This is a genomic window from Luteibacter sp. 22Crub2.1 (assembly GCF_900167995.1).
GTDB lineage: Bacteria > Pseudomonadota > Gammaproteobacteria > Xanthomonadales > Rhodanobacteraceae > Luteibacter > Luteibacter mycovicinus.
Genome location: NZ_FUYT01000006.1, coordinates 47,645 through 70,827 on the forward strand (window position 1 = coordinate 47,645; position 23,183 = coordinate 70,827).

Annotated in this window: 14 protein-coding genes; 6 read left to right on the forward strand and 8 right to left on the reverse strand. The window is 65.6% G+C overall.

Annotation, left to right across the window (positions count from 1 at the left end; genetic code table 11):
* Positions 1–81: 81 nt before the first annotated feature.
* Entirely contained in the window at positions 82–480 is a 399-nt protein-coding gene (locus B5X73_RS07465) for a hypothetical protein (RefSeq protein ID WP_079521161.1), read from the forward strand.
* Positions 481–588: 108 nt separating this feature from the next.
* Here B5X73_RS07465 and B5X73_RS07470 read toward each other — a convergent pair whose 3' ends face one another.
* Positions 589–3,048 carry a membrane-bound PQQ-dependent dehydrogenase, glucose/quinate/shikimate family gene (locus B5X73_RS07470; protein ID WP_079521162.1) on the reverse strand — a complete coding sequence of 820 codons (2,460 nt, stop codon included), beginning with the start codon at positions 3,046–3,048 and terminating at the stop codon, positions 589–591.
* Between the two features lie 240 nt (positions 3,049–3,288).
* Here B5X73_RS07470 and B5X73_RS07475 point away from each other — a divergent pair, with 240 nt between their 5' ends.
* From B5X73_RS07475 to arsC, 3 genes are all read left to right on the forward strand, one after another.
* Complete coding sequence (locus B5X73_RS07475; protein ID WP_176167767.1) at positions 3,289–3,921, forward strand: TetR/AcrR family transcriptional regulator; 633 nt, start codon at positions 3,289–3,291, stop codon at positions 3,919–3,921.
* Positions 3,922–4,016: 95 nt separating this feature from the next.
* Positions 4,017–4,661, forward strand: a complete 645-nt coding sequence (locus tag B5X73_RS07480) for an SDR family oxidoreductase (RefSeq protein WP_079521164.1) — start codon at positions 4,017–4,019, stop codon at positions 4,659–4,661.
* A gap of 51 nt (positions 4,662–4,712) precedes the next feature.
* On the forward strand, positions 4,713–5,108 hold the full coding sequence (gene arsC / locus B5X73_RS07485; RefSeq protein ID WP_079521165.1) for an arsenate reductase (glutaredoxin): 396 nt from the start codon (positions 4,713–4,715) through the stop codon (positions 5,106–5,108).
* On the opposite strand, the gene B5X73_RS07490 is transcribed toward arsC, so the two are convergent.
* Both B5X73_RS07490 and B5X73_RS07495 read right to left on the reverse strand, forming a co-directional pair.
* Positions 5,098–6,345: a flavin monoamine oxidase family protein gene (locus B5X73_RS07490; protein ID WP_079521166.1), complete on the reverse strand. Its 1,248-nt coding sequence runs from the start codon at positions 6,343–6,345 to the stop codon at positions 5,098–5,100. The genes arsC and B5X73_RS07490 overlap by 11 nt on opposite strands.
* A gap of 132 nt (positions 6,346–6,477) precedes the next feature.
* Positions 6,478–7,191: a pirin family protein gene (locus tag B5X73_RS07495; protein WP_079521167.1), complete on the reverse strand. Its 714-nt coding sequence runs from the start codon at positions 7,189–7,191 to the stop codon at positions 6,478–6,480.
* Positions 7,192–7,800: 609 nt separating this feature from the next.
* Here B5X73_RS07495 and B5X73_RS07500 point away from each other — a divergent pair.
* Positions 7,801–17,046: an autotransporter-associated beta strand repeat-containing protein gene (locus tag B5X73_RS07500; RefSeq protein WP_079521168.1), complete on the forward strand. Its 9,246-nt coding sequence runs from the start codon at positions 7,801–7,803 to the stop codon at positions 17,044–17,046.
* A 257-nt stretch (positions 17,047–17,303) separates the two neighbouring features.
* Complete coding sequence (locus B5X73_RS07505; RefSeq protein WP_079521169.1) at positions 17,304–18,662, forward strand: TolC family outer membrane protein; 1,359 nt, start codon at positions 17,304–17,306, stop codon at positions 18,660–18,662.
* Positions 18,663–18,735: 73 nt separating this feature from the next.
* On the opposite strand, the gene B5X73_RS07510 is transcribed toward B5X73_RS07505, so the two are convergent.
* The 5 genes from B5X73_RS07510 to B5X73_RS07530 form a co-directional block, all read right to left on the reverse strand.
* Positions 18,736–19,374: a hypothetical protein gene (locus B5X73_RS07510; RefSeq protein WP_079521170.1), complete on the reverse strand. Its 639-nt coding sequence runs from the start codon at positions 19,372–19,374 to the stop codon at positions 18,736–18,738.
* Between the two features lie 116 nt (positions 19,375–19,490).
* The gene (locus B5X73_RS07515; protein WP_079521171.1) at positions 19,491–20,231 is read right to left on the reverse strand and encodes an SDR family oxidoreductase; all 741 of its coding nucleotides are present in this window, start codon (positions 20,229–20,231) and stop codon (positions 19,491–19,493) included.
* A 26-nt stretch (positions 20,232–20,257) separates the two neighbouring features.
* Positions 20,258–21,025, reverse strand: coding sequence for an alpha/beta hydrolase (locus B5X73_RS07520; RefSeq protein WP_079521172.1), 768 nt, complete (start codon positions 21,023–21,025; stop codon positions 20,258–20,260).
* Between the two features lie 18 nt (positions 21,026–21,043).
* Positions 21,044–22,468, reverse strand: a complete 1,425-nt coding sequence (locus B5X73_RS07525) for an aldehyde dehydrogenase family protein (protein WP_079521173.1) — start codon at positions 22,466–22,468, stop codon at positions 21,044–21,046.
* Complete coding sequence (locus B5X73_RS07530) at positions 22,465–23,145, reverse strand: type 1 glutamine amidotransferase domain-containing protein (protein WP_079521174.1); 681 nt, start codon at positions 23,143–23,145, stop codon at positions 22,465–22,467. The genes B5X73_RS07525 and B5X73_RS07530 overlap by 4 nt, the downstream gene beginning before the upstream one ends.
* Between the last annotated feature and the right edge of the window lie 38 nt (positions 23,146–23,183).

Below are 23,183 nucleotides of genomic sequence, written 5' to 3' on the forward strand. Positions count from 1 at the left end.
TCCTCCGACAGACGGATGGACACGATGGTCATGCCGGCGCGTGACAGATGCCGGTCCACTTACCATCGAGGAGAAACGAACATGTTGGAGAACCTGCTGGGTTATTGGGGAGGCAAACCCACGGCCGGACTTGCGCACGCCGGTGAAGAGCTCAAGAAAGCGGCCACGACGGCAACCGCGGCAACGGCCGAAGAGGTCGAAGGCTATCGTAACGATCGCCGTGCCATACACCTCGCCATCGAAGAGGGGATTTACAGCAACCACGGGCGCCATAAAGGCCCTGTCCAGACGGCTGTCGGTTACCTCGACGATTGCATCGATGCGGCGCTGAAAGAGCATTACCGTCTGAGCAACGAAAAGGTGAAATCATCGCTGGGTTACTTCGCCCTGGCGCTGGCAACGGCCGGCTTCGACGGTGAGGACACGACGGGCACCCAGATGGGCCAGTTTCTTGGGGAGTGGCGCGGCGGGGGCTTCTGAAGCCCGCCGACTGATCCGATCGGTGCGGGCTACGGCTGGCGCGTGACTATCCGCTATCGGTCGTCGTGAGACGGCGGTCGGGGCCCGGTGGCCCCGACCGTCGCGAGCTTACTTCGACGGCGCGGGCTTGGCGCCGGCCGTGTTTTCCGGCAGCGCGAACGCCACCAGCGTGTCACCCATCTTCGTGCCCAGCGAGCCATGGCCACCGGCCATCACCACCACGTACTGACGACCGGTGGTATCCGAGACGTAGCTCATCGGGGTGGCCTGGCCGCCGAACGGCAGACGACCTTCCCACAGCAGCTTGCCGTCACGCACGTCGAACGCGCGCAGGTAGTAGTCGAGCGTGCTGCCGAGGAAGGCGACGCCACCACCGGTGGTAACCATGCCACCCAGGCTCGGAACACCCAGCGGCAACGCGATCGGCACCGGGGCGCTGTCACGCGTCGTACCGTTCTTGTGCATCCAGACCTTCTTCATGGTGCGCAGGTCGACCGCGGCCACATAGCCCCACGGCGGTGCCTGGCACGGGAAGCCGAGCGGCGACAGGAAGGCCTTGATCTCCACCGCGAACGGGGCACCGGTCTGCATCTGCAGACCCATCTCGTTGCCCTTGGTGCCACCGGCTTCCGCATCGGCTTCGGCACGCGGTACCAGGCGCTCGAGGAAGCCCATGTAATCCGGGTTGAGGATCATCAGCTGGCGAACCGGGTCGATCGTCGCGCCGCCCCACTCAAAGATACCGAGCGGTCCCGGGGAAATGATCGCGCCACGGCCGGCGGTCTGCGGCGTGAACGGACCTTCGTAACGACGCGACTTGAAGGTGATGCGGCACATCATCTGGTCGATCGGGTTCGTGCCCCACATGTCCGCTTCGGTGATGTTGCGGTCGGGCAGGAAGGTCAGCGCCGAGAACGGCTGCGTCGGCGACACGTGATCGCCTGCCGCGACGTTATCCTGCGGCACGGGACGCTCGGGTGCCGGCACCACGAGCTTGCCGTCACGACGGTCGATCACGTAGATGTCGCCGCGCTTGGTCGTGGCGACCACCGAGGGCACCTTGCCGTTCGGCGTATCGATATCGACCAGCGACGGCTGACCACCGATGTCCATGTCCCAGATATCGTGATGCACGGTCTGGTAGACCCAGCGCACCTTACCCGTCGCCAGGTCGAGCGCGACGATGGCGCTGTTGTACTTCTCGCCATACGGGTTGCGCTTGCCGCCCCAGGTATCGGGCGTCTCGTTACCCATCGGGATGTAGACCATGCCCAGCTTCTCGTCGACGCTGGATACGCCCCACGAATTCGGCGAGTTGGGAACGTAGGTCTGGCCTTCCGGCAGCGGGGTGGTCTCGTCCGGACGCGAGGCGTCCCAGTTCCAGACCAGCTTGCCGGTGATGGTGTCGTAGCCACGGATCACGCCGGACGGCTCGTTCGTCGACGCGTTGTCCGTGACGCTTGCGGCAACCACCAGCACATGGGCGGACACCGTGGGCGGCGAGGTCGGCATCAGGAAGCCGCGCTTCTTCATGCTCATGCCGTGGGTCAGGCCGATGACGCCGTTTTCGCCGAAGGACTTGCAGAGCTCGCCGGTGTCGGCGTTCAGCGCGATCATCGTGGCGTCCATCGTCGGCGCGAAGATGCGGCGCGGGCATTCGATCGAATCCGGCGAGCCGGCCACATCGGCGGGCGTGGTCGGCGCGGTGGTGTCACCGGCGGCGTTGGCGGCGACCTGATCGTGCACGTCCCAGTAGCTGACGCCACGGCAGATCATGTGCTGATAGGTCGACGCGTCGCGGTTGATCTTCGGATCGAAGCGCCACAGCTCCTTGCCGGTGTCCGGGTCGAGCGCGATGACGATGTTGTGCGGCGTGCAGATGTACAGCTTGCCGTTGACCTTGAGCGGGGTGACCTCGTTGGCGATTTCCACCGGGTCGTCCGGGCCCTTGAAGTCGCCGGTATGGAACGTCCACGCGGGTTTCAGGTTGGCCACGTTCCCGGGCGTGATCTGCGTGGCCGGCGCGTAGCGCGTGCCTTCGCCGGTCGAGCCATAGGCGCGCCAGTCCTTCGCTGCCTGCGACGCCGGGTCCGGCGCCTGGCCAGCCATCGGCTCACCCGCCGCGACACCTGACAGATCGGTGTAATTGGTGAATGCCGATGCGATACCGACCGCCACGGTCGCCACCATCGCCACCGCAAGGCCGATGCGACCGGCACGCAGGTTCGCGCCCCTGGTCAGGCCGCCAACGATGAAGGGCAACAGCAGCCAGACACCCAGCGCGAACCAGAGGTCCATGCGCGGCAGCAGCTGCCACCAGTCGAGGCGGACTTCGCAGACCGACCAGATCAGGCTGCCCGCCAGCATGACTGCGAACAACGCGAGTACTTCGCGACGCCGCGCGAAGATGAGCACCGCGCACACCAGTGCGGCGACGCCCATGATCAGGTAGTAAAGGGAGCCGCCGTAGCCGGCAAGGATGCCGCCACCGATGCCGCTGGCAAGGCCAAGCAGCACGAACACAACGCCTGTCGCGACCCTTAGGCCCGACGCCAGTGATTTCTTCATGACACGCCCGAGGATGGAATAAGTGACCCGATGGAAGGGAAATGGGGTGGCGCCGTCCCGTTCGGGAAAGGACGACGCGGGCCATCAGGGACGCGCGATGCGCACCTTCGGGTCACTGGCGTGACGGGCTTTCGGGAAGGATCGGGACGACGATCTCCACATAGGGTACCGTGCAGTTTCCTAAATCTCAAGTTATGCTGTCCGATGGATCTTTCCATCTCACGCGATGCAGGAGCGACCGTGCCATCAACCAAGCCAGCCAGGACGCGCGGTCGTCCGCCCGTGCATACGTCGGACGAGCAGATGGAACGCATCCTCGTCGCGGCGGAGCAGCTTCTTGCGCAGCATGAACTCGACGCGCACAGCATGGCTGAGGTCGCGAAGCAGGCTGGCATGTCAAAGCGCACTGTTTATGGTCTGGTCGGCAGCAAGGCCGTACTGATCGAGAAGATCATCGAGCGCGTCGCGCTGAAGGCGCTCGACCTGCTCGATGCGAAGGTGAGTTCGACGACCGAGGCGACTGACCTGCTCGAGCTGTTCCTCCTGAGCTGGATCAAGGCCGCGCATACGGCGACGGCTGTGAACCTGTTCCGTCTCGTCATCGACGAGCGCAAGAGCTTCCCCGATGCGACCCGGGATTACTTCGCTCTCGGAAACATCCACCTGCGTGCGCGCCTTACCCAGTGGCTCAAAGCTCAGGTCACGAAGAAACATCTGGTCATCCCTGATCCCGCGTTCTTTGCGGACGTGGCCGCCGATTACCTCGTGTCACGTCCGCTGATGGGCATGGCCCTGAACGCGGAATTCAAGGACGGCGGGCAAAAGCCCACCGTCCGTGTAGTAAGGATTATGAAGCTGTTCGGACTGCGTTAGCATCGCGTCCCCACTGCGTGCCGATGCGTAACGACCACAGAAATCCAACATGTGGTTGGTTATGTTTCGGGGCACCCCAGGCATGGAGCTCAACAATGTCCCGAATTGTCATCATCGGCGGTCACGGTAAGGTCGCGCTCGAACTGATCCCCCGTCTCGTGGCCGCCAACCACGAGGTCCGGGCGATTATCCGCAATCCTGCGCATGGGCCGGATGTGTCGAAGGCAGGCGCTGAGCCGTCGGTCTTCGATATCGAACACGCCGACGCGGAAGCGATCGCCGGGATGCTCCGCGGCTTTGATGCGGTGGTTTGGTCCGCAGGCGCGGGCGGCGGCAATCCGGGTCGAACCTATGCGGTCGACCGCGATGCCGCGATCCGAACCATCGACGCTGCCTCCCTGGCCGATGTCGCCCGGTTCGTCATGGTGTCGTATATCGGTGCGGGAACGGACGATGTCGACCCGGAGAACGGTTTCTACGCGTACGCGACGGCGAAGGCGGCCGCGGACGAGCATCTGCGGGACAGCCCGCTGCAGTGGACGATCCTGGGCCCCGGCGCGCTCACACTCGATGCCGCCTCTGAAAACATCACAGTCGTTGAGCCCACGTACGATGGCGACAATGCGACGTCCCGAGCCAATGTGGCCGCCGTGATCGAACGAGCGCTTCATAGCGACACATCGGTACGGAAGACGATCCGCTTCATCGACGGCGATACGCCGGTGGCTGAGCTCGTCTGACAGGTAAGATCGCATGCCTCGACGCTTCGCGATCTTCCCCAGGGCCTGACCATGCGCGCAACGATCTATCACAATCCCCGTTGCGGCACGTCCCGCAACACGCTCGCGATTCTGCGACACGCCGGTATCGAACCGACCATCATCGAGTACCTTACGACGCCACCCGATGAAGCGACCCTGCGACGACTGTTCTCCGATGCGGGCCTGACCCCTCGTCAGGCGATACGCGAAAAAGGCACCCCGTTCGATGAGCTTGGGTTGGGATGCGCGTCGATAAGCGACGAGGCGCTGATCGCGGCGATGCTCGCGCATCCCATCCTGATCAACCGGCCGTTCGTGGTGACGGATATCGGCACGCGCCTCTGTCGTCCGTCCGAAATCGTGCTGCAGATCATTCCCCCCTTAGACACGCCCTTTGTGAAAGAGGACGGCGAAATCATCGGCTAGCAACGGCGATCGCGGCGATCGCTTCCTCCGCCGCGCGGATGCCACTCGCATACGCACCATGCGCGGTGGAAAACGCGCTCTCATGCGTCGCCTCACCCGCGAAGAAGATGCGGTTCTCGAAGGGAGCCGCGAGCGTGCGCCGTGCGGAAGAGTATCCCGGCAAGGCATGGCTATAAGCGCCGCCGACGCGCGTGTCGTGGCGCCACTGCGATGTCGTCAGGAAGCGCAGGCCGCTCCGGGCTTTCGCACCGAATAAGCCCGTGAGTTCCGTCATGATGTGTTCGTAAGCCGCTACGGGCCCACCGTCGGCGAGAAGTTTCGCGCTGACGCCACCGAGAAAACATTCGATCATGGGGCGACCAAGCGGGCGAATGTGATAGGCCACGGTCGCCTCATCGTACGGGTTCCCGATGGCGTGAAGCTCCTTCGGAAAAGTCGCTTCATCCACGATATGCAGAAAGAGCTTCTCGTCGTAGCCCAGCGGAAGCCGACCTGCCGCCTCGCGCCACGGCTCAAGTTCGTCGGGAAGCTGCATCGTCCCACCAGCCAGCACGTTGGACGATACGGTCAGGATCACCGTTCTCGCATGCAATTCGCAGCGAGATGTCGCCAGCGTCACGCCGCCCCTGGCCGACAAGGTCAGTCGCTCGAGCGGCGTAACGAGCATGCACACGGTTTCAGGGGGAAGGTGGGAAGCGATCAGCGTGCCATAGCCCCTCAACGGCCGCCAGTTCTCCTCTGTGGCGACCGCCTCGTAGTTGGCGTAGTCCTGAATCGACAAGTGCTCCAGCGCCGTCCCGTTGATGAACCCGCTCAACGCCTGAAGGTAAGGGTTCCATCGATCCCCCGGTACGAGATGGTTCGCAGCGATATCGCTCGGCAAAGGCATCGTAAGCATCCGCTCGTGCCAGCGGTCATAGGCCTCGCCCGCCGCGGCTTGCTCTTCGATTGAGAATCCAGGACGCGGAACGGAGCGCCCCCAGGGCGGGTTACGCCGGTCGATCTCAAAGCCGGTCTGCTCCGCAATCCGCGTCCACGGGTTACGGTCGGCCGAGTGCAGCCAGCCACAGCCCAGATCGAGGGCCATGCCGTCGAGTTCGACGGTCCAGGCGCGCCCGCCGATGCGTGACGATGCCTCCAGCAGTATCGTGTTCAGGCCTGACCCGGCGAGCTTGCCCGCTGCGGCGATGCCGGCCGCACCGGCTCCGACGATGGCGACATCGAACGTTGTATTCAAAGCACATGATCCGTGTCGACGGCAAGACCGCCTATGGATATCTTGATACCTCAAACGGCATCGTCATGGCGCGAATGTGCGACTCGGTCCATCCATTGGCGGCGTCTTCTGAAGACGCCGCCGCCCGAACCGTTAGCGAGGCGGTTCCAGCTCCGCCATATCGAACAACAGCACCTCAGCGTCCACACCATCCGAGAGCACCACGCGCGACTCCTCCGTGATCTTCGCCGCATCGCCGGCGGACAGCGGATGCCCGTTCACGTGTACCGTCCCACGCACCACGTGTACGTAGATCAGGCGCTCGAAGTCGACGTTGTGGTGGGCGGTTTCGTCGGGACCGAACAATCCCGCATAGATCCGCACATCCTGATGCACCGTCACCGACCCGTGCTCACCGCTCTGACTGGCGACGAGACGAAGCTTGCCGCGCTTCTCGTCATCCGGGAAGAATGTCTGCTCGTAGCCCGGTTTGAGGTTCAGCTGGTTCGGAATGATCCAGATCTGCAGAAAGTGCGTGACCGTCTGGGCATGGTTCTCTTCGGAATGCGTGACGCCATGACCGGCGCTCATCCGCTGCACTTCGCCCGGCCGGATGACGACAGCGTTGCCCATCGAATCCTTATGGGCCAGCTCGCCTTCGAGCACGTAGCTGATGATTTCCATATCGCGGTGCGAATGCGTGCCGAAGCCGGCACCGGCCGCGACCCGGTCTTCATTGATGACGCGCAGCGGACCGAAGTGCACATGGTCTTCGTCGCGGTAGTCGGCGAACGAGAAGCTATGGTGGGAATCGAGCCAGCCGTGATTGGCGTGGCCGCGCTCGGACGCGTGGCGGATGACGAACATGGGATGCTCCCTGGAGAAGAGGCCCACGGTACAGCGCGCCCTGTCCGCTGGCTTGGAGAATCGACATGCATCGTGCGGTTTCTGCCGTCGGCGGACGGGGCGGAACGACGATAAAACGCTTCGCTTGCCGCTAATGCCTATGCACATTCGGCGCGCGAAGAAAATGATGGGCGAAATCGCAAGTGATATTCGGCAACGGTGCATTCGCGGTCCACGCGTCAAGAGATCGCCGCAGGGCCGTCGAGACGTTTGTTAAATCGCCACGATGAAATACGGAAATGGCGTGAACACTGAGATTCCTTAAGTATCTCTACCTGGTTTCTGACGACATCAGGTCGTCTTTTCATGCCGTATTTGTAGATGTGCACGAATTCCGCGAGCGACGTTTTCGCTTTCTGGAAAGGTCGCGGAAATGCATCGCCAGATTTGTGCATAGACCCCTCACGACCCTCGCTTAGGCTTGCGCCGAATACCAAGGGCCTGATTCCGTCAGGCTCATCGGCGTCACCAATCAGACGTCTATTTGCGGCACGGATTTTCCGGCGCCGCGGCTGAAGTGCGGCCGATATTTCCCGGTCAGGGAACACGCCGTGCGGACCGGGGAGCGTTATGAGCAAGCGTCACATGGGAAACATCCGCCGCACGTCGCTGAGCAGGGGTATCTACCTCACCTTTGCCTCGACCCTGTTCGGTCTCGTCAGCCAGCAGGCCATCGCCGACTGTGCACCCATCGCTCCGGCCAACGGCTCGACCATCACCTGTTCCGGCGGAACGCTGGTCGGCAACCCTTTCAGCACGAACGCGAACAACCTCACCGTTAACGTCACGAGCGACGGGCGCATCGCATCGGCACTCGGCCTCGGTACGGCGATGACTTTGTCGGGTAACAACGTCACCCTCAATAACTCGGGAAGCATCGACCCCTCGCTGCTGGGTCTTCTGACATTGCTGTCGGAAGGCACGGTCGTCGGTAATGCGAACGCGAGCAACCACGTCATCACGAACAACGCGGGCGCCAGCCTGTACGGCACCATCGGCCTGGCGTCGGTCACGATCGGCGATCTCGGTGGCGTGGCGCTCGACATCCGCAATGGCGCGGGTGGCACGACGACGCTTACCAACAACGGCTTTATCGGTGGCAAGCCCCTCGTCGGCGTGGCGGTGCTTGCCGCCGACGCACCTGCGATCGTCGCGTCCGGCCTGGGCAACACCGTCATGACCAACGGTGCGACGGGCACGGTGCAGGGCCGCATCAGTCTGCATGGCACCAGCAACTCCCTGACCAACAATGGCACCATCACCGGCAGCGTCTACATGGGCCAGGGCAACGACACCTTCGTTGCCGATACGGGGTCCGTCGTCAGCAGCACGGGTACGGGCGTGGCCGCATCCATCGGCGATCTGCTTGGCGTGGGGGTGCTCAACTTCGCCGCCGCCGGCATCGTCGATGGCGGCACGGGCACGGACACGCTGACGCTGAAGAGCGCGGCGGGTAACGGCACCAGCAGCGCTTCGGCGGCGCAGTACATCAACTTCGAAAATCTGGCGATCAGCAGCGGCACCTGGAACCTCTCCGGCCGCCTGGCCAACGCAACCACCATGACGGGGGGTACGGCGATCCTCGCCGATCCCGCCAATCTGGGCGACAGCGCGAACGTCTCGGGCGGCACTATCCAGGCCGCGACGAACGGGCTCGGCGTTACCACGGCATTCAATATTCAGGCCGGTACGGGCCTTATCGTCGCCGGTACGAACAATCTCGGTCTGAGCGGTGCCGTGTCGGGCTCGGGTCCTCTGACGAAGACGGGCACAGGCGCCCTGACGCTGGCGGCCGGCAACACGTGGACAGGCGGTACCACGCTCGCCGCGGGCAGTCTGCTGCTTTCGGGTAACGGTGCGCTGGGTACCGGCGCGGTCAACGTGACGGGCGCCGCCACGACGATCACCGCCCTGAATGCGACCACGCTTTCGAGCGGCAACGCTATCGCGGTAGGCGCCGGCAACACGCTCACCATCAACGGAACGCAGAACCTGACCCTCAACGGCGCCCTGTCCGGCGCGGGCAACGTAACCAAGGCGGGCACGGGTGTGCTCACGCTCGGTGCCGTCAATACACTCTCTGGCACGTTCTCGATCACTGGCGGCTCGCTCGCCGTCGGTGCGGGCGGCATGTTGATGCCGACGCAGGTGATCACGCTGTCGCCGGGCGGCACGCTCGATCTCTCCGCGGGTGCCAGCCAGACGATCGGCTCGCTGGCCGGCCTCGGTGGCACCGTCAACCTCGGCGCGACGACGCTCACGACCGGCGGGCTCAACACCAGCACGAGTTACGCGGGCCTGATCACCGGCACCGGCGGCATCGTCAAGGTCGGCACCGGCGTGCAGACGCTTTCCGGCGCGAACACCTTCAACGGTGGTGTCGCGCTCAATGGCGGTGGCCTGCTGCTCGGCAACAACGGCGCGCTTGGTACCGGCGCGCTTGGCGTCGGCGCGAACGTCACGCTCGACGGCACGGCACCGCTCGCGCTGGCCAACAACGTGAACCTCGGTACGGGCGGCACGCTCAACCTGCTCGGCGGGCAGCCGCTTGCTTTCGGCGGCGTCATCGCCGGCACCGGCAACGTGGTGAAGACCGGCGCGTCATCGCTCACGTTGACTGGGGCGAACACGTTCAGCGGCGGCCTCACCGTCAATGGTGGCGCGTTGTTGCTCGGCAACGACAGCGCACTCGGCACGGGCGCGCTCAACGTCGCGGCATCGACCACGATCGATGGCAACAACGTTGCGCTGACTCTCGCCAACGGGGTGAATCTGGCATCCGGTGCCGCGTTGAACGTGCTCGGCGGCCAGCCGCTGACCTTCAACGGTCCGATCACCGGCGCGGGGAGCCTGATCAAGAGCGGCGCGTCCACGACGCTGACGCTCGGCGGTGCGAACACCTTCACCGGCGGCCTCAACATCGGCGCGGGCACCGTGGCGCTTGGTGCCGGTGCCTCGCTCGCCGCGACGGGCGCGGTGAATCTGAGCGGAACCGGCGCGAGCTTCGACATCGCGGCGGCAGGCAACCAGACGATCGGCGCGCTGTCGGGTGTGCCCGGCACCACGATTTCGCTGGGTGGCAACGCGCTGACCTTCGGCGACGCGACCAACCAGACTTACGCCGGCGTCATCGGCGGTACGGGTTCGCTGGTCAAGGCGGCCGCGGGTATTCAGACCCTCAGCGGCGCGAACACCTTCACCGGTGGCGTGAGCCTCAATGCCGGTGGCCTGCTGCTCGGCAACAGCGGCGCGCTGGGCACGGGTGACCTCACGGTCAACGGTGCCAGCACGCTCGACGGTACGGCGGCGCTGAACCTTGCCAACAACGTCAACCTCGCGGGTGGATCGCTCGTCCTGCCCGGTGCGCAGAATCTCGTACTGGGCGGTGTCGTCACGGGTGCCGGCGGTCTGATCAAGAACGGCGGGTCACAGCTGACCCTCAACGGCGCGAACACCTTTACCGGTGGCGTGAACCTCAATGCCGGCAGCCTGCTGCTGGGCAACGCGGGCGCACTCGGCACCGGTGCGCTCAACGTCGGCGGCACCGGGTCGCTCGACAGCACGACGGCGCTCAACCTCGGCAATGCCGTGAACCTCGGTGCAGGCACCGCGCTCACGCTCGTCGGCAGCCAGGCGGTCACGCTCAACGGTGCGGTGGCCGGTGCGGGCAGCCTGATCAAGAACGGGGCGTCGGTGCTCACGCTGAATGGTGCGAATACCTTCAGCGGCGGACTAACCGTGAATACGGGCGGTCTCGTGCTCGGCAACAGTGGCGCCATCGGTACGGGCGCGCTGAACATCGGCGGCGCGGTGTCGCTGGATAACAGCGCCGCGATCAGCCTCGGCAATGCGGTCAACCTCGGTGCGGGCAGTGCACTCAGCGTTCTCGGCAGCCAGGATCTCGCTCTGGGCGGCACGGTGTCAGGCACGGGAAGCCTGACCAAGAATGGGACATCGGTGCTCACTCTGGGTGGTGCCAATACCTTCAGCGGCGGTGTGAACCTCAACGGTGGCGGGCTGCTGCTCGGCAACAGCGGTGCGCTCGGTACCGGCGCGCTGAACGTGGGTGCCGATGCGTCGCTCGATGCGAGTGCGCCGATCAACGTCCTCAACAACGTCGGCCTCGCCGCCGGTGCGAGCCTGAGCGTGCAGGGCAGCCAGGCACTCACGCTGGCTGGCGCATTGTCGGGCGCGGGCGCCCTGACCAAGAACGGCGCCGCGACGCTGACGCTGTCCGGCGCAAACACGTACACCGGCGGTACGACGATCAACGCGGGCACACTCGCGCTCGGCGCAGGTGGCAGCCTCGCCGCGACCGGTGGCGTCACGCTGGCCAATGCGGGAGCCGGCTTCGACATCTCAGGCGCGGGCAATCAGACCATCGGCGCGCTGTCCGGCACGGCCGGCACGACGATCGCGCTCGGCGGTAACGCACTTACGTTCGGTAACGGGACCGACCAGATCTTCAACGGCTCGCTCACCGGTAACGGCGCACTGATCAAGGCGGGCGCGGGCGTGCAGACGCTCGGCGGTGCCAGCACCTTCGGCGGCGGCCTGACCGTCAACGCCGGTGGCCTGATCGTCGGAAACGATGCGGCGCTCGGCAGCGGCACGCTGACCATCGGCGGCGCGACCACGCTCGATGCGAGCGGCCCGGTCGCCCTGGCCAATGCGATCGCGCTCAACGCCGGCCTCACCGTGCTCGGCAGCAACGCACTCACCCTCAACGGCAACATCGCGGGCACCGGCGGCCTGACCAAGGACGGCGCGGCACTCCTGACGTTGAACGGCAGCAACGCGTACACCGGCGGCACCAACATCAACGCCGGCACGCTGGCGCTCGGTGCGGGCGCCAGCCTGGCGAGCACCGGCATCGTCAATCTGGCGACGGGCGCCACGTTCGATCTCTCGGCAGGCAACGGCACGCAGACGTTCGGCACGCTCACCGGCGGCGGTACCGTCAACCTCGGTGCGAACTCGCTGACCGTCGGGGGCCCGACCAACGGCGTCTTCGCCGGTTCGATCGCGGGCACCGGCGGTCTGATCAAGGAAGGCACCGGCACCGAAACCCTCACTGGTACCAACACGTTCACCGGAGGCACGCTGATCAACGCCGGCACGCTGGCGATCGGTGCAGGCGGCAGCCTGGCTGCTACCGGTGCGGTGAATCTCGCGGCGCCGGGTACGGGATTCGACATGTCGGCGGGCGGTAACCAGGCCATCGGTCTGCTCAACGGCGTCGCGGGCAGCACGGTGACGCTGGGTGGCAATGCGCTCACCCTGGGTGGTGTCGGCAACAGCGTGTACGACGGTCTCATCGCGGGCACCGGCAGCGTCATCAAGAACGGTGCGGGCATCCAGGCGCTCGGCGGCGCGAGCGCCTTCAGTGGCGGCGTCGCGCTCAATGCGGGAGGCCTGGTGCTGGGTAACGACAATGCGCTCGGCACCGGTGCCCTGTCGGTCGGCGGCAATGCGTCGCTCGACACGACGGCCGCCCTCAATGTCGGCAACAGCATCACCCTCGCGTCCGGCGTGAACCTCGATCTGCTGAGCAGCAACGCGCTGACGCTGAGCGGTGCGGTGTCGGGTGCGGGCGGCATCATCAAGGACGGCGCCTCGACGCTGACCCTGACGGGCGCAAACACCTTCACCGGCGGCACGACCATCAACTCGGGCACGCTGGCCATCGGCGCCGGTGGCAGCCTTGCGTCGACCGGTGCGGTGAATCTGGCTGGCACGGGTACGTTCGATATTTCGGCGGCCGGCAACCAGTCGATCGGTTCGCTTACCGGCGTCGCGGGAAGCGCGGTGTCGCTCGGCGGCAACGCGCTGGCGCTCGGCGGTGCGACGGATGCGACCTTCAACGGCAGCATCGGTGGCAGTGGCGGCCTGGTGAAGAACGGCGCGGGCGTGCAGACGCTCAATGGTGCGAGCGCGTTCACCGGCGGCGTGACGCTCAACGCGGGCGGCCTGGTCGTCGGCAACGACGCCGCGCTGGGCACGGGGGCGCTGACCGTGGGCGGTGCATCGACCCTCGATGCGTCGGTCGCCACCACGCTCGCGAACGACGTGATCCTCAACGCCGGGCTCGCAGTGCTGGGCACCAACGACCTCACGCTCAACGGTGCCATCTCGGGTGCCGGCGGTCTGACCAAGGACGGCGCGGCGACGCTCACGCTGAACGGCACGAACACATACTCGGGCGGCACCTTCATCAACGCCGGCACGCTGGCGCTGGGTGCGGGTGCGAGCCTGCTGAGCAGCGGCACGGTGAATCTCGCCACCGGCGCCACGTTCGATCTCTCGGCCGGCAACGGCACGCAGAGCTTCGGCACGCTGGTCGGCGACGGTACCGTCAACCTCGGCGGCAACTCGCTGGTGGTCGGCGGCCCCACGGGCGGCACGTTCAGCGGCAGCATCGGCGGCACCGGTGGGCTGATCAAGGAAGGCACCGGCATCGAAACGCTGACGGGTACGAACACGTATACCGGCGGTACCACGATCAATGCGGGGATCCTCGCCATCGGCGCGGGTGGCAGCCTGTCGCCCACGGGCGCCGTGACGCTCACGGCGGCAGGCACAGGTTTCGATATCTCGACCGGCGGCAATCAGGCGATCGGCGTACTCAACGGCGTTGCCGGCAGCGCCGTCACGCTCGGCGGCAACACGCTGACACTCAACGGCGTCGGCAACGGCACCTATGACGGCGTCATCTCGGGCGCGGGCGCCCTGATCAAGGACGGCCCGGGGTCGCAGACGCTGGCCGGCGCGAATACCTTCAGCGGCGGTGTCACCCTCAACGCGGGCGGTCTCGTGGTCGGCGATAACGCCGCCCTCGGCACGGGCGTGCTGACGGTGGCCGGTGCGGGAACACTGGACGCCAGCTCGCCGGTCACGCTGGCGAACGACATCGCACTCAACGCCGGCCTGACCGTGCCCGGCAGCAACGACCTGACGCTTGGCGGCGCGATATCGGGTGCGGGGAGCCTGACCAAGAACGGCGCCGCGACGCTGACGCTTACGGGCGCCAGTAGCTACACCGGAGGCACGACGATCAACGGAGGCACGCTGGCGATCGGCGCCGGTGGCAGCCTGTCTCCCACCGGCGCGGTGACTCTGGCCGGTACCGGCACGTTCGACATCTCGGCGGGCGGCGACCAGACGATCGCTTCCCTCGACGCGGTGGCGGGCAGCACGGTCGGTCTCGGTGGCAACCTGCTTACGCTCGCCGGTGCTGCGGACTCGCTCGTCAATGGCACGGTCAACGGTACGGGCGGGCTGGTGAAAGACGGCACGGGCACGCTCACCCTCAGCGCCGCCAACACCTTCAGTGGCGGCGTGACCCTCAACGCCGGTGGCCTGAGCGTCGGCAACGACGCGGCGCTGGGCACGGGCGCGCTGACCGTCAACGGCGCGACCACGCTGGATGCGACGGCAGCCACCACGCTGGCGAACGACCTCGCACTCAACGCCGCACTGACCCTGCCGGGCAGCAACAAACTGACGCTCAACGGTGCGATCTCCGGCGCCGGTAGCCTGATCAAGCACGGCGTGATCCGTCTGGCCGTGAACGGCAACAACAGCTACACCGGCGGCACCACGGTCGACGGCGGCACGCTCGTCGTCGGCAGCGACACCGCGCTGGGTACGGGCGGTCTCGACATCGACGGCGCCGCTCTTGAAGCGAGTACCGCGGTAACGCTCGGCAACGACGTCACGGTCGGTGGAAACGGCGTGACCGTGCAGGGTCCCGCCGACCTCACCTTGAACGGCACGCTCAGCGGCACCGGCGGCCTCGACAAGGAGGGCACCGGTACCCTCAATCTTGGCGGATCGCTGGCCGGTTTCACCGGTGGTCTGACGGTCAATGGCGGCATCCTCAATGCCAGCAACCCGTACACCGGTGGCGTCGCCGTCGGCTCGGACGGCACGGCCAGTCTCGACGGTACCGGCAACGTCGTCACGGTGACCGGCCCGATCGCCGGCACCGTCAACCTGGGTGGCAACAGCACGATCGATATCTCCTACGGCCAGCTGCCGGGTGTCACGGGTACGGTCAACGGGACGGGGCCGGGTAGTACGGTCAACATCACGGGTAGCGGCGAGGCCAGCTTGCCGGGCGGCTCGATCACCCACATCGACAACCTCAACGTCGGTGCCGGCACGCTCACGATCGCCAGCGGTACGACCGCGACCTTCCCGGGTGGCACCACCGTCGGCGGCAACATCGTAGTCAGTGGCACGCTGGGCGGACCGGCGACCGTGACCCCCGGCGGCGGCATCGTCGGCGGCGGTACGGTGACGGGCCCCGTGGTGGTCGATGGCACGATCGCGCCGAGCGGCATTCCGGGTGCGACCGGCGCGGCCGGCGGCACCGGGGCGCCGGGTACCGTGCTCACGACGGGCGACCTGACGCTTGGCAACGGTTCCACCACGCAGATCCGCACGGGCACCGGCAATACGAGCGACACCATCAACGTCAATGGCGCGGCCACCGTTGGCGGCACGTTGGCGGTCACGCCGACGAGCACCACCTTCAGGCCGGTGAGCCGCTTCACGATCCTGCGGACGACCAACGGCATCAACGGCGCGTACAGCAACGTGCCGACCAGTCCCTTCCCGTTCCTCGACACGAATCTGGCGACCGAAGGCAATGACCTCGTCCTGACGTACAGCCAGGCGGGCAGCGGTCTCGGCGCGGGCGGTATCGGCTTCGACCAGTTCCCCGGCCTCAACGCCAATCAGGGCGACATGGCCTCGGTACTGCAGCGCATCGCTGTCTCGGGGGGCGACCCGCTGCCGACCCTGCTGGGCAATGCGCGTGGTCTGACCTCGGAGCAGGTCTACCGCGCCTTCGATTCGCTGACCGGTGAAACGTACGCGTCGGCGGCCAATGCCGAGCTCTCCGGGCAGAGCCAGTATCAGGACACGCTGTTTTATCGTCTCAAGCTGCAGCGTGACACCGGCGAGCCGGGTCCGGCGGTCTGGGCGGAACCGTACACCTCGAGCAGCAGCTTCGACCACAGCGTCGACGTCGCAAAGACCGACTACCGCATCCATGGCGTCATCATCGGCACGGACGCGCCGGTCACGCCGGACCTGCGCCTGGGTGTGCATGCCAACTTCGCCAACTCGCGTACCGAGGCGGATCGTCGCGGCGATTACACCGATGTCGATCAGGCGGCGATCGGCCTGCATGCGCTCTACTTCAACGACAAGCAGTGGTGGGCGGAAGGCCTGGCGTCGTACGGCTGGCAGAATGCGGACAGCTCGCGTCGTATCGCGGTGGGCAGCTTCACGCCGCAGGCGACCGGCAGCTATGACGGCAAGACCGCCAATGCCTCGCTGGAGGGTGGCTACCGCTTCCAGCTCGGCCAGTCCATGCACCTGGAGCCGTTCGTCGGTGCGTACTACGCGAAGGTCAAGTACGACGCCTTCACCGAGAAGAACGCCGGTGACGCTGATCTCCGCGTCGGCAGGACCAGCGCCAGCAGCCTGCAGTACGGCGTCGGCGCCCGCCTCGTCGGCGATGTCGACCTGGGCGTGGAAGGCACGAAGTTGCACCCGATCGTGATGGTCCGCTACCTGCACAACACCCGGGACGATACGACCACCGTGAACAACGCCTTCGCGGACGCACCGGCCGAGACCTTCTCGGTCCAGGGCTCGCAACCGGTACGCAACCACTGGCAGGCCGGCGTGGGCGTGAGCTTCGACATCACGCCGAAGGCCAGCACGTTCGTGTACTACAACGCGGACGTCGCCACGCATCAGCGCAGCGACGCGGTGAACCTGGGCTTCCGCTGGAGCTTCTGACCGAGCCGACCTGACGAGCCGCCACGGCTCGTCAGGTCGTTCGCGGTGTGACCGCCGGTGTCCGCGCGGGAACGTCCGCGGACACGGTCCTTGCCGGCCCAGACCGGGTATCCCTTCGCCCGAAGGATGTTGCGACCCGCCCTTTGCCCTTGAGAAACAACGCCTGAGCGTTACCGCGATGGCACGCATGTCCGTCCGCACGTGCTGGCATATCGCTTGCAACGTGCCCCGGATAATCGGCGTGCTTAGAGGCGGACATGCAAACAAGGTATCTATCGGGCTGTCTGGCGGCGTTGCTGTCCATGGCTGGCGCGCTGCCGGCGGTCGCCGGCGCGGAAGACCTGCTGGACATCTATCGCGAAGCGGTAGCCAACGATCCCGTCCTGGCGGGCGCCGATGCGCGTCGTCTGGTGGTGGCCGAGGGTGTGCCGCAGGCGCGGTCGGCCCTGCTTCCCCAGCTGTCCGCCGGACTGGAGCTGCAGCAGTTTCATCCCGGTTACGCCGGTGTGGAATCCGGCAACGGCGGCACCTCGTCCGAAACGACGGGCGGCCACAGCCGGCAGCGTGACCTGACGTTTCAGCTCGACCAGACGGTGGTCGACCTGTCGAAATTTTCGCGCGAACGCCAGGCGAAGCTCACCGCCGAATCGCAGGACGCCACGTACGAAGGGGAGCTGCAGGACCTCTATGTCCGCGCGACCACCGCGTATTTCAACGTACTGATCGACCAGGACCAGGTCGAGGTATTCCAGTCGTACGAGGACGCTTACAAGCAGCAGTACGACCAGGCCGTCATCAAGTTCGCGAACGGGCTGGCGCCGCAGGCGGACCTCAGCCAGTCGAAGGCTTATTACCTCTACATCAAGTCGTCGCGTGTGGACGCGGAGTCCGCGTTGAAGGATGCGCGTCGCGCGCTGCAACAGCTGACCGGCAAGGCACCCGGCACGCTGAAGAGCCTGCGTGAAGACCTCCCGATGGAGACACCCACGCCGAACAACGCCGAGGCGTGGGTCGAAGAAGCCATGCGTCAGAACCCGAACGTGCTCGCGGCGAGCCGTCTGGTGACGGCCGATGAGCATTCGATCTCGGCGGCGCGCAGCGGTCATCTGCCGACGCTCAATTTCTCGGTGGGCTACGACAAGGCCGGCGCGTGGTCGAACACGGTTCGTGGAGGCGCAGGTTATGGCCCGGGCAGTACGACGGTTGGCCTGGTGCTGGCCGTGCCGCTGTTCAGCGGCGGCCTGACCCAGTCGCAGGTGCGACAGGCGATACACCAGCGCGATGCGGACCAGGACGACCTGGAGTCGCTGCGCCGACAGACCGCGCGGGATGCCACTAATTATTTCAACCTGATCACCGCGGGCATCGAACAGGTCAGCGATGCGCGCGATGCGGTGAAGTCGGCTAACGACGCGCTGGCTTCGATGCGCGCGGGTTACGACATCGGTACCCAGAGCCTGACCAACGTCGTCGTCGCGATCGCGCAGCTGGCGAACATCCGTACGCAGTACACCGCGCTACGCCACCAGTTCATCCTCAACAAACTGCTGCTCAAGCGCAGTGTCGGCGCTGCCGAGCTGAAAGACATCGAAGAAATCAACCGGCTGCTGCAGTAGCCACTGTGGTGGGAGCCAATCCTATTGGCGATGCTTCTGTAGGAGCCAGCCCTGCTGGCGAAAGCAACCCACCTCAGTGCTCAGCCGAAGCCACCCACTCCGACTCAGCATGCGCCTCACGATGCACGAAGAACAACGCCCGCACCGTCGCATCGACCATGCAGCTCGTCGTCAGCATCGCGTCCGTGCCGTCCGCCGGCGCAAACGCATAACTGACGTCGATCTTCTTCACCTTCGCGATGAAGTTGCCCGCCGTTCCATGTAACCGTAGATCGAGATGATCGACATAAGGACGCCCCCCGGCATCCTTCGTCACGGTGACCACGCCATCGAACCGTTCGTCGTCGCCCTTGCCGTCGCTGCTCACGTTGATATGCCCGGCCTGGACATTGCCGCGCGGCAGACGCGTCGTCGTAAACGCGTACGTCGTCCGCCCGGCCTCCTGTTTCGTCACGTGCGCATCGGTACCGATGACGTCCCGCAGTTCGTCGTAGGAAGCCATGATCTTTTTCGGCTCCTTGCGCGGATCCACGGATTCGGAATCCAGCTCGGGCTTGTCGCCGCCCTTGACCGTCGTGGTCGTACGGATGACGCCGTGCAGATCGGCCAAGGGCACGGCCTTGCGGGCGAGTGCCTGTTCCAGCAGCGCATCGTGGGCCGTGACGGTCGATGCCCCGGCGAGCAACAGCAATCCCAGATAAGCGGCTCGCATCGGCATCCCTCCTTCGGTTCGGATATATCCATGGAAGGTAGGCCGGCCATCGCCGGGCGCCATGGCCCATTCGTCACGACCGGCCCATAGGTCATGCCGCGCCGGAGGCACCCCGGTCAGAACACCTGCTGCGTCGGCCGGATCACGATGTTGTTGATGTCGACGTCGGCGGGCTGCTCGATCGCGAACGCGATAGCCCGTGCGACCGACGCCGCCGGAATCGCCTGCTTGTAGAAATCCAGCACGGTGTCCTTCGCGGTGCCCGATGTGCTGAGCTTGAGGTCGCTCTCGACCGCGCCCGGTTCGATGCAGGTCACCCGGATATCACCACCCACTTCCTGGCGAAGGCCTTCCGAGATCGCGCTGACCGCGAACTTGGTACCCGAGTAGACCGTGCCGCCCGGCGCGAAGACCTTCACGCCGGCGACCGAGCTCAGGTTGATGATGTGGCCGCGCTTCTGCTCGATGAAGAGCGGGAGCACCGAGGCGATGCCGTACAGCGTGCCCTTCAGATTGACGTCGATCATCGCGTCCCACTCGTCGGTGTTGACCTCGGACATGGGACGGATCGGCATCAGGCCGGCATTGTTGATGAGGACGTCCAGCGTGCCGAAGTCGGCCACCGCGGCGCCGACGACCTGGGCGAACTGCGCCTTGTCGGTGACGTCCAGCGTATAGGCCGCGGCTTGCCCACCGGCCGCGACGATCTCGGCCACGACGGCATCGAGCATCGACTTACGCCGTGCCGCGAGCGCGACTTTTGCACCGCGGGCCGCGAGATGCTTCGCGACTTCCGCACCGATGCCCGTGCTCGCGCCCGTGATCAGGACGACCTTTCCTTCGATTTGCTTGCTCATGGTATTGCCCTCTATGTAATGGGTGCTTACTTGACCGACTTGCTGGCGGCCTGCTCGATCAACTTCGCCACGTCGGCAGGATGCGAGAGAAAGGCGACGTGGCTGGAGGTGACCTCGACCGTGGTGCTGCCCGCGCGCTTCGCCATGAAGCGCTCGAGATCCGGATTGACCGTTCGGTCGAGCGTGGCGACCAGCGCCCAGCTTGGCTTGGTCTTCCACGCCGCGGTCGACACGGGTGCCGTGAAAGCCTGGACGGAAGGCATGACCTGCGAGGCCGCCATGAAGCGGGTTTCCTTCTCCGGCACGTCGGCGGCGAAGTCGGCATGGAACTGCGCGGGGTCGATGTAGAGGAAGTTGTCCGCCGTCTTCTTGATCGCCTTGGTCGCGCCGGGATTCTTCTCGGTCAGCGTAGCCAGGCTCTCGCCGGCCTCGGGCTGATAAGCGGCGATGTAGACCAGGCCGGCGACCTGCGGATCGTTGCCCGCTTCGGTCACCACGGCACCGCCGTAGCTGTGGCCGACGAGGATGCTGGGACCGTCCTGCATGTGGACGACGCCCAGCGTCGCCTTGACGTCATCGGCGAGCGAGGTTTCCGGCTCCTGCACGATGGAAACCTTGTAGCCGTCGCGGGTCAGGATGTCGGAGACCGCTTTCCAGCCGGAGCCATCCGCGAAAAATCCATGGACGAGGACGATGTTCTTCACGGGTGCGGCGGTGACGGCGCCGGCGCCGAAGACGGAGAGGGAGATCGCCAGGGCGGCGGCGAAACGGGTGCGACGGAATGCTGTTTTCATGAGGTTCTCCTTGGGCGCTTACTTGCGGATCAGAATGGTTTTCGGATTGGTGAAGAGCTGGCGCCCTTCGCTGCCGTGCTCGGTGCCGACGCCGGATTGCTTGTGGCCGCCGAAGGGCACGTCGACGCCCTGGGTATGGATCTCGTTGACCCAGACCATGCCCGTCTCGAGGCGGTTGGCCACCGCGACGGCCGCGGCGGTGTCGCGACCCCAGACGGAGCCGCCCAGACCGAATGGACTGTCGTTGGCACGCTCGATCACGTCGTCGACGTCGTCGTAGGCGATGATCGGCACGATCGGAGCGAACTGCTCTTCCTGCACGATCTTCGAATCTTCCGGCGGGTTGTCGACGACGGTCACGGGGATGAAGTAGCCGGGACGGTTCGGGTCGATCTCGCCGCCGAGCACGATCTTCTGACCGTTCGCCTTGATGTCGTCGAGGAACGTGACGACCTTGTCGAACTGCATCTTGTTCTGCACCGGGCCGACGGTAACCTCGGGGTCGAGCCCGTCGCCGAGCTTCTGCCGCCTGGCGTATGCCACGAATGCGTCGACGAAGTCCGCGTGGAACGAACGGTGGACGTACAGGCGCTTGATGCCGACACACCACTGACCCGAATTGCCGACAGCGCCCCAGAACAGTGCGGGCACGATCGAACGCCAGTCGGCATCGGGCAGCACGATCGCCGCGTCGTTGCCACCCATCTCGAGTGTGAGGCGCTTGATCGTCCCGGCAGCGGAGCGGATCACATGCTTGCCGGTCTCGGTGGACCCGGTGAAGCTGATCTTGGCGATGTCCGGGTGCGCGGTCATCTGCGGGCCAAGCTCGTTGCCGCCGGAAACCACCGAGAGCACCCCGGGTGGCAGCACGGACTGCGCGATCTGCCCGAAGCGCAGTGTGGACAACGGCGTAAACGGCGAGGGCTTGATCACCATCGTGTTGCCGGTGATCAGTGCCGGCGCCACCTTCCACAAGGCGAGCAGCACGGGGAAGTTCCACGGTGTGATCGCACCGACGACGCCCAGCGGCGTGTGGTGAAGCTCGACGATGTGGTCGTCGGTCTCCTCCACGATCTCGACGGGAATGCGCCGCGCGGCGATCTGCCGGATCCAGGAGATCGACTGGTCGACCTCCGGCTCCGCCATCGTCTTGAGCGGTTTGCCCTGCTCAAGGGTGAGCAGTCGGGCCAGCTCGTCGCGGTGGGCTTCGAGCGCATCGGCATAGGCGTTGAGATAGACCTGGCGCCGCTCGTAGCCAAGGGCCGACCAGATCCTGAAGGCCGCTTTCGCGGCGGCGATCGCTTCGTCGAGCTGCGCGGCGCTGGCGGCGGGCGCCTGCGCCAGCACCGTCCCGGTCGCCGGATTCATGACGTCGAAGCGATCGCTCGTCTCGATGAGCTTGCCGGCGATGCTCAGGTAATACGGACCGTCGAAGATGTTCATGCCGACAGCTGCTTCATCAGCACAGCGGCGGCTTCCGACGACGACGCGGGGTTCTGGCCCGTGATCAGCAGGCCATCGGTAACGACGTACGAACCCCAGTCCGGACCCTTCGAGTAGATGCCACCCCTGGTCTTCAGTTCGTCTTCGACGAGGAAGGGCACCACATTGGTGAGGCCAACGCCTTCTTCTTCCGTATTGGTGAAGCCCGTGACCTGTTTGCCCTCGACCAGCGGCTTGCCGTTCGACGCCTTGACGTGGCGGAGCACGCCCGGGGCATGGCAGACGAGGGCGACCGGCTTACCCGCTTCGATGAACGATTCGATCAGCGCGATCGAATTTTTGTCCTCGGCCAGATCCCACAGCGGGCCGTGACCGCCCGGATAGAACACGGTGTCGAAGTCGGCCTGCGAGACGCTGTCGAGACGGACGGTGGCGGCGAGCTGGGCGTTGGCGGCGGCGTCGGCTTCAAAGCGACGGGTGACGTCGGTCTGGAACGACGGCTCGTTGCTCTTCGGATCGAGCGGCGGCTGGCCGCCCTTGGGCGAGGCGAGAACGATCTCGGCGCCGGCGTCCTTGAAGGTGTAATAGGGCGCGGCGAGCTCTTCGAGCCAGAAGCCGGTCTTGCGGCCGGTGTTGCCAAGCTGGTCGTGCGAGGTCAGAACGATGAGGACTTTCATGGGAATCTCCTGATTGATTGAGTAAAGTAGACCAGTCG